The sequence below is a fragment of the Coleofasciculus sp. genome, assembly GCF_046539235.1.
GTDB lineage: Bacteria > Cyanobacteriota > Cyanobacteriia > Cyanobacteriales > Coleofasciculaceae > Coleofasciculus.
This window is the reverse complement of record NZ_JBKHHI010000315.1, coordinates 1-7,970: the sequence shown is the minus strand read 5'-3', so window position 1 is coordinate 7,970 and position 7,970 is coordinate 1. Positions and strand designations below refer to the sequence as shown.

The window sequence follows — 7,970 nt, the reverse complement described above, 5'->3', positions numbered from 1 at the left end:
GGGTTTCACTATTATCGTTTTTTGCCTCACCCAGATGCGACTAAACCCGCCCTGAGCGAGTGCAAAAATTAAATCATATCTTCCCTATATCTTCTCCCTTGTCTCCTCCGCTCCCAGACGTAGCATGCTACGTCTCTACATTCGCTAAAATTTCTTGCCACTCCTGATCTGATAACGGCTGTACAACAAACTCCACACCAAAACAATCGGCGGCGGCTTGCGTCAGCGCTTCGATCACCCTTTGCCTTAAATTATCCCCTCGCTGAGTCAGAGGTAAATTTACCGGAGATGGTTCACCAAACACCTGAGCAAATAACTGAGCATCTGGCTCTAAGCGCATCGAACCATGTTGTAATATTGTGTCACCGCGTCGCAACTGAGCGCTACCAATCAGTTTATCCCCTTCAGTTGTCACCAAATCGGCACCCGTAGCTGTGGCAAAACAATTGGGATTGTGGCGATAATCTCGTCCCGCCTTACCATAGTGCAAATCGACACCTAGCGATCGCCACCCCTGAATTAAAAATTCACAAATCTGCTGATATGCCTCAAGGCGTTTGTTACTGAGTCCTGAAGTCACCACCATATAGGTTAAATCACCTTGGTGTAGCACCGCACGTCCTCCCGTGGGACGCCTAACTAAGGGAATCGGTTTTCCGTTCCAAGTCAGAGTTTGCCAAGCCGGAGACCAACGACGTTGATGATATCCTAGGGAAATTGTCGCAGATTCCCAGGTGTAAAACCGCAGAACTGGAGAATTCCTAGCACCTGTACATCCAGACGTGCCATGGCACGTCTCTACATTGCTCCCCTGCTGTTGTTCCAGAAGCCACTGGTCAATTGCCATCTGAAGCTGTCCGGAGAGGCATAGGGGAGGGATTAAACGCCACGGTGATTGGCTCGTCAGGATTGGTTTCATCGCTTCATCGAATTTTTAAAATCGTTGTCATACAGTAGACAAAACTTTACATTTTAATTTTGCCATTTCCATCTCCTTTTATCCTGTTTTAGCGAAACCGTAATACGTTTTAATACGACGTAATCCTAGAATTAATCCATTTATATCAGGTGTAAATGCATTAGATATTATTTAATTATAAAAGTAAATAATTGTAGGTATTACGAAAAAAATAATGTATTACGATTTTCCTCTATTGCAAAAGGAAAAAAGTTTTTATAAAACTCTTAGTTATTTACCCACAACAACCTATCTACAGTGCTATTAATTGAATAGGAATGAATCAGGAAAAATAGAAATGCTAAATAGGGTGTAGCCGATCAGTCTTCCGTTAATTTGTCCAAGCTATGGTGCCGTCATGACCGTTAAATCAATTAAACCGAATGTTTCTTTTAGTTTGTTTACAGCATCTAAGCAAGTTCAATTTATTCAAACCTTAAAGCGGATTCGGTTTAGCGGTCATCTGATACTAACGAGTCCAGACCAGCAAAAATGGTTGTTTTTTGTATGCGACGGTCATCTGATGTATGCCACGGGTGGCACTCATCCAGTGAGACGGTGGCTGAGAAACATAGCCGCCCACAGTCCTCAGTTAACGTTAGATCGACTAACCATACAGCGTGATTTAAGCCAATTCAATCAAGCGAATTGTCAAATTTCTTGGCAATATTACCTGTTGAGTTTATGGGTAAAGCAACAGAAAATAACTCATGAACAGACGAAGAACCTGATTCAATCAGTGATTACGGAAGTTCTGTTTGATATCGCCCACGCCCAGCAAACCACTTACCAAATTAAACAAGATAATACGTTATCCACCCAACTTCCGGTTATTGATGTAGAAAGGGCGATCGCACAAACTGATAAGTTATGGCAGGCTTGGCATCACGATTTAGTGGCGGACTATTCTCCCAACCAAGCTCCGGTGATTAGACAGCCCAAAGCCTTGGAAGCCCGGACGTCAGAGGCAGTTTACCAACTCCTGAGTAAACTTTTAGACGGGAAACATACGTTGCGGGATGTGGCGGTGCAGATGAAGCGGGATGTCTTGCAAGTAACTCGTTCTCTGTTACCTTATATTCGCTGGGGATTAGTGGAGTTAATTTCTATCCCTGATTTACCGAGTCCCGTCAAGCAAGAGAGTTCAGAAAATCCACCCGCCACCACACAATCCACCCAGCCACTAATTGCTTGTGTAGATGACAGTCCCTTGGTTTGCCACACCATGGAAAAACTACTCAACGCCAGTGGTTATCGATCGCTAGTGATTGACGATGGCTTACGTGCGATCGCGCTGTTGATTTCTCGGAAACCTGACTTAATCTTTCTCGATTTGGTGATGCCGAATACCAATGGCTATGAGATTTGCGCCAAATTACGCAAATTGCGAGCGTTTCAAAATACACCGATTGTGATTTTGACCGGAAAAGATGGCATTGTCGATCGCGTTCGAGCCAAATTAGTGGGCGCATCGGATTTCTTGAATAAACCCATTGATGCGGGGACTGTACTCAATGTTATCAGACAGCATCTTAAGCAGGCTGTTGTTAGTCATTAGTCAGTGGTTTTGGGTGAAAATCACTGACTAACAACGAGAACTCAATCAAAACCATCCATTCTTATTTTACGCGAGGTAAATATCATGGGAACTGCCCTAGTTGTTGAAGATTCTGCCACCGATATGCAAATTATCATTAAATGTCTACAGGAAGGAGGTATCAACGTCTTGACGGCTGACAGTGGTGAAGCCGCCCTGGAAAAACTGAATAACCACAAACCTGATGTTATTGTCCTCGACGTTGTGCTTCCAGGTCTCAGTGGGTTTGAAGTCTGTCGCGATTTGAAAGCTGCCGATAATACCCGCAAAATTCCGATTGTGATTTGCTCGACCAAAGGCGGCGAGATGGATAAATTTTGGGGTATGAAACAAGGCGCTGATGCCTATCTGTCTAAACCCGTTGATCAAGATGAGTTGCTGCGTACCGTTAAACAATTGACGCTGCGATAAGTTTAATGTCCATTCGCTCTAGATTAGTCATTACTGGATTGATTTTAAATCAACCCTGAGATGTATCGAAACCCAATCCCAAATCTAATGATTAATCTAGACTGACCCAATCCCATTCATTTTTTCATGAGGTCAATATCATGGGGACTGCTTTAGTTGTTGAAGATTGCTTAACCGATTTGCAAATCATTACTCGCTGCTTACAGGAAGAAGGAATTAAGGTGCTAACCGCTGATAGTGGTGAAGAAGCACTTGCCAAACTTAGCAACCAAAAACCTGATGTAATTGTGCTGGATGTTGTGTTACCTGGTCGGAGTGGATTCGAGGTTTGCCGGGATATTAAAGATGCGGCTAGTACCAAAAGCATCCCTGTGGTTATTTGCTCAACCAAAAGTGGCGAAATGGATAAATTTTGGGGAATGAAACAAGGTGCCGATGCCTACATTAGTAAACCGATTGATCAGGCAGAACTTTTACGCACAGTGAAACAGTTGATTAGAAGCTGATCAACGAGAGAAAGTAGGAGTATCTCATTTTAGCAACAGGGGTGCATCTGCAAAACCTACGCCAAGCGTAACTATCTTTCTCGTCTGGAGAAGTACATAAGCCAGATACTCACACTACCTAAGTTGTAGAGAATGTCAATGTCCAACGTTTTACTCAGCTCAAATCCTTCCTTACCCACTACCCCAACCCAAGCACAATTATCGGGTTCTTCTACCCAGGACAATGAACAGTTTTTGCGGTTTCATTTGTTACCGGACACCACCGCATTATTACCCATTCACCAACTGACTGAAGTATTGACGATTCCTAGAGGTCAAATTGTGCCAATTTTTCAAATGCCAGCTTGGGTAATGGGGGCTTACAATTGGCGGGGTGAAGTTTTATGGATGGTTGATTTAGGTCATTTAGTCGGACTTACACCCTGGTATCAACAAGCTGCTAGTGGTTCAGCTTATACGGCGATTGTGCTGCAAGCCAAAACCCAATCGTCAACCTCCACCCAAGCCAACAGCGAAATGCTAGGACTCGTGGTGAACCGAGTTGAAGATATTGAATGGTGTAATGCCGATTGGATTCAATCTCCTCCCTCCGCTAGTGTTACCCCGGAACTGGTGCCATTCTTGCGCGGGTATTGGTTGAAAAATAATGGTGAAATGCTCGTAATTATTGATGGAAACGCGATTATTGCATCGATGCCCAAGCAATCCGTTTAAGGTAACAAATGTGTAATGTCGAGTAATTTTCGCTTATCCCATTTTGTAGAAGCGTATCATCTTAGTCTGTAGAGGCTGGTTTAACTATTCCCTTGGCTTTTTCACCCCGATGTGACTAAACCCGCCCTGATCAATTGTTTAATTTTCCATGTTTTCGATCTAACTCATCAAGTCCGAATCATGGTGTTCTACCTTGCCACGATTAATTCATTGTTGTTTCAGTTTACTGGACTTACACGACCGATTATTAAATAAAACTGCCTCGCATTGAGTGGCAGTTAGATTTCTGCCCCAAGGCTTATACGATTCCATATCCCATTATCGTAGAACTCCCTACCAATGGAAATAGGTAAGGAGGCAAATCGTAGGACATGGACTCGAGTAAGTCCAGTTTTGAGCAATTTGCTAATTCCTTCTTATTTTGTATTAAAGAGGTTTGATCCATGACTAGACTTTCTCCCAAACCTGGTTCCAATCACGATACCAATGGTCGCGGTTCCTACTCGCAGAATCTACCCGTTGAGACTCAAAACTATTCGAGTGACTATCCCCCATCAATGCCCTATCGAACGCCTGGGACTGCTGATCAATCTTTACCTAAATTGTCTGCACTCGAGGCAATGGGAAAAACGCCAGAACAGCGATCAAACCGTCGCGGGTTGCTGTCTAGTCTGCGAAGTAAAGCGATTGGTTTAGCGCTAGCGATTGGAACATTACCCCTGTTGGCAATTGGAGCAACATCCTATTTCACAGCCAGTAGCGGGATGTATAAGCAAATTATCAATAACGAACACACAAGGGTCCTTGACTTGGAAGACAAGTTGAAGCTGTTCATGGAAGAACGCTACAGTGACATTCAAATCATGGCTGAACAACCAGCTTTTAATAATCCAGAAATTCGGGATGTTATATCCAAGGAAGAACAAAAACGTCTGCTCAATAACTATGAGAAACTGTACGAAGTTTACGACAGTGTGGCGGTATTTGATCTTCAAGGCAAGCTTATCGCTCAATCAGAATCTGGGGGAGAAATTTTCACGAATCACTTCGACCAAGACTATTTCCAGGAAGCCTTGAAAACTGATCAGGTCTTCATCCGGGAACCACGGGTTTCTGAGTTTAGTAAAAAGTTCAGTCTTTTTGTGGCAGCGCCGATTAAGGATTCGGTGACGGGACAAACCATTGCCATTATTCGTGCCCGTGCGCCGATGGAAGCCGTGAATGGTATTTTTGGTGAGGAAGACGAAATCCGGGAATTTGACTTGATCGATTCATCGGGTCAAATCGTGGCAGCAAAAACACCTGAATATATTGGTCAAACGATCACGGAGCAATATCCTGAGCTATTAAAGCAAGCTGAACAAACTACAGAAGATACCCTCAGTACTTTTGTACAGCGACCTACCGGACAGGCAGTTGTAACCTACTCTCCAATTGAAGAACTGGAGCAGCGATACAACCTCAACTGGGCGCTGATTGTTTCGCGTCCCACTGAGATAGCATTTGCACCGCAACGGAACATGCTCTGGACATTGGGATTAGGGACAGGTGGTGCTGCCTTAATGGTGGGTGCAGTCGCGACGTTCGTGGCTGGGAACGCTACTCGACCGATTGTGGATGCAGCCGGTGCGGTGGCAAAAATTGGTCAAGGTGACTTGGATACTCGCTTACCAGTTAAAGGGGATGACGAACTGGCTACTCTCGGTGTAAACATCAACGACATGGCGAGTCAGTTAGAGGTATTTATTGAAGAACAAGAACTCGCTGCCGAACAAGCCCGCTTACTAGCAGAGATTACCGGTTCTCGCACCCTGAAATCCCAGGAAATCCGGGATCTGTTCCAGAAAGCGGTTGAGGAAACTCGTAAAATCCTTAAGGCTGAACGGGTGATGATTTTCCAATTTAACCCCGATGGCAGCAGCTATGTGGCGGCTGAATCTGTCGCCATGGGTTGGCCCCGCAGTCTGAATGACAAGATTGAAGAACTCACTCTGTCTGAGGAACGACGCCAGACGTATAAAGAAGCCCGTGTTGTCGCTACCAATCATGTCTTTGAAGCAGATCTTGTCCCTGAACAACAGAAGTTAATGGCACGTCTGGGTGTCAAAGCCAACTTAGAAGTGCCAATTCTCCATGAAGGTCAACCTTTTGCTTTGATCATGGCGCAGCAATGTTCGGTTCCTCGTGAATGGCAAACCGCAGAAGTCAACTTCTTCAAACAGTTAGGCGGTCAGATTGGACTGGTAATTGACCGAGTAATGCTCCTAGAAACCACCGACAAACTGGCGCAAGAACAACGGGAGTTGAAAGAAGGCTTACAAAAACGCGCTTTAGAACTCCTGAAGGAAGTAGACCCAATTAGTAAAGGAGACTTAACCATTCGGGCGCGAGTAACTGCTGATGAAATTGGTACGGTTGCTGACTCGTACAACGCCACGGTAGGAAACTTACGCAAAATTGTCGAACAGGTGCAAGACGCCGCCACCCAGGTGGCGACAACCACAAGCACCAACGAAGTTGCTGTTCAATCCCTATCCGCAGAAGCCTTGCGCCAAGCCGAGCAAATTTCCAAAGCCCTCAGCCGCGCCCAAGAAATGGCAGAAACGGTACGCATGGTTGCCTCCCACGCTGAACATGCAGAATTTGCGGTGCGTGAGGCGTCTCAGACAGTGGCAGAAGGTGACGACAATATGAACCGGACGGTTGAAGGGATTCTGGCTATCCGCGAAACTGTAGCAGAAACGGCGAAAAAGGTCAAACACTTAGGGGAATCGTCACAAAAGATTTCCACGGTTGTTAACCTGATTAGCACCTTTGCCGCCCAAACCAACCTGCTAGCGCTAAACGCTTCCATTGAGGCAGCCCGCGCTGGGGAAGAAGGACGAGGATTTGCGGTAGTTGCGGACGAAGTACGTGCCTTGGCGCGGCAGTCGGCAGAAGCGACAGCAGAAATTGAAAAACTGGTGGCGGCGATTCAAGGGGAAACCAATGAAGTGGTTGCGGCAATGGAAGCAGGTACAGAACAGGTGGTGACGGGGACAAAATTAGTGGATGAAACTCGTGCATCTCTGAACAAAATTGCCACAGCTTCTAATCAGATTAACCAATTGGTTGAAGCCATTGCCGAAGCTACGGTGATCCAATCCAAAGCTTCTGAAGATGTGACCCAAACGATGACGGATGTGGCGCAAATTGCTGCCCGAACATCAGAAGAAGCAGGTTTTGTTTCGGCTTCCTTTGAACAACTACGAAAAGTGGCTCAAGCCCTACAAGCTGATGTGGGTCAGTTTAAGTTGAAGTAGTTATTGGTCATTGGTCATTAGTCATTGGTCATTGGTTAATTCATCTGATTAACCGCTTGGGTTCATTTTGTAGGGGCGACCCACTGGTATCAATCAACAACTGTGTCCACTTAATTGGATCGGGTCGCCCTTTATTCAATCCCAAATAAGCTGATTTAAGGTTGGTGGGCGCTGCCCACCCTACGGTATATATAGCGCTACGCGAAGCGGGAATAGGCAATAGGCAATAGGCAATAGTCAAGAAAAAAGCTTACTAAATTAGGGGATTGAGCGATTTTTAATTTTCCTTAATTTGTCCTAACGTGTCTGCGTAGTGCTATCAAGGATTTCGCAAATCTTGACATTAAGGATTGAAATGACAAAGGACAAAGGACAAATGACGAATGACAAAGGACAAATGACAAATGACGAATGACAAATGACAAAGGACAAATGACGAATGACAAATGACAAATGACAAATGACGAATGACAAATGACAAA

At 45.0% G+C, this 7,970-nt stretch carries 6 protein-coding genes; 5 read left to right on the top strand and 1 reads right to left on the bottom strand.

Annotated features, from left to right (window positions below; genetic code table 11):
* Positions 1–127: 127 nt before the first annotated feature.
* Positions 128–919 (bottom strand): lipoyl protein ligase domain-containing protein, encoded by a 792-nt coding sequence (locus tag ACLFWI_RS22375; RefSeq protein ID WP_446409646.1) that lies wholly within the window; start codon positions 917–919, stop codon positions 128–130.
* 397 nt (positions 920–1,316) lie between these two features.
* Between ACLFWI_RS22375 and ACLFWI_RS22370 the strand changes: the two genes are divergently transcribed.
* From ACLFWI_RS22370 to ACLFWI_RS22350, 5 genes are all read left to right on the top strand, one after another.
* On the top strand, positions 1,317–2,516 hold the full coding sequence (locus tag ACLFWI_RS22370; RefSeq protein ID WP_446414756.1) for a response regulator: 1,200 nt from the start codon (positions 1,317–1,319) through the stop codon (positions 2,514–2,516).
* Between the two features lie 84 nt (positions 2,517–2,600).
* Positions 2,601–2,966 (top strand): response regulator transcription factor, encoded by a 366-nt coding sequence (locus ACLFWI_RS22365; protein WP_446414755.1) that lies wholly within the window; start codon positions 2,601–2,603, stop codon positions 2,964–2,966.
* 140 nt (positions 2,967–3,106) lie between these two features.
* On the top strand, positions 3,107–3,472 hold the full coding sequence (locus tag ACLFWI_RS22360; RefSeq protein ID WP_446414754.1) for a response regulator transcription factor: 366 nt from the start codon (positions 3,107–3,109) through the stop codon (positions 3,470–3,472).
* A 138-nt stretch (positions 3,473–3,610) separates the two neighbouring features.
* Positions 3,611–4,186: a chemotaxis protein CheW gene (locus ACLFWI_RS22355; RefSeq protein ID WP_446414753.1), complete on the top strand. Its 576-nt coding sequence runs from the start codon at positions 3,611–3,613 to the stop codon at positions 4,184–4,186.
* A gap of 443 nt (positions 4,187–4,629) precedes the next feature.
* The gene (locus ACLFWI_RS22350) at positions 4,630–7,488 is read left to right on the top strand and encodes a methyl-accepting chemotaxis protein (protein ID WP_446414752.1); all 2,859 of its coding nucleotides are present in this window, start codon (positions 4,630–4,632) and stop codon (positions 7,486–7,488) included.
* The last annotated feature ends 482 nt before the right edge of the window (positions 7,489–7,970 follow it).

What these genes read in the sequence shown, in the direction of transcription:
- ACLFWI_RS22360 (WP_446414754.1), top strand. Translation starts at nt 3,107, where the DNA reads ATGGGGACTGCTTTAGTTGTTGAAGATTGCTTAACCGATTTGCAAATC.
- ACLFWI_RS22365 (WP_446414755.1), top strand. Translation starts at nt 2,601, where the DNA reads ATGGGAACTGCCCTAGTTGTTGAAGATTCTGCCACCGATATGCAAATT.
- ACLFWI_RS22355 (WP_446414753.1), top strand. Translation starts at nt 3,611, where the DNA reads ATGTCCAACGTTTTACTCAGCTCAAATCCTTCCTTACCCACTACCCCA.
- ACLFWI_RS22375 (WP_446409646.1), bottom strand. Translation starts at nt 919, where the DNA reads ATGAAACCAATCCTGACGAGCCAATCACCGTGGCGTTTAATCCCTCCC.
- ACLFWI_RS22350 (WP_446414752.1), top strand. Translation starts at nt 4,630, where the DNA reads ATGACTAGACTTTCTCCCAAACCTGGTTCCAATCACGATACCAATGGT.
- ACLFWI_RS22370 (WP_446414756.1), top strand. Translation starts at nt 1,317, where the DNA reads ATGACCGTTAAATCAATTAAACCGAATGTTTCTTTTAGTTTGTTTACA.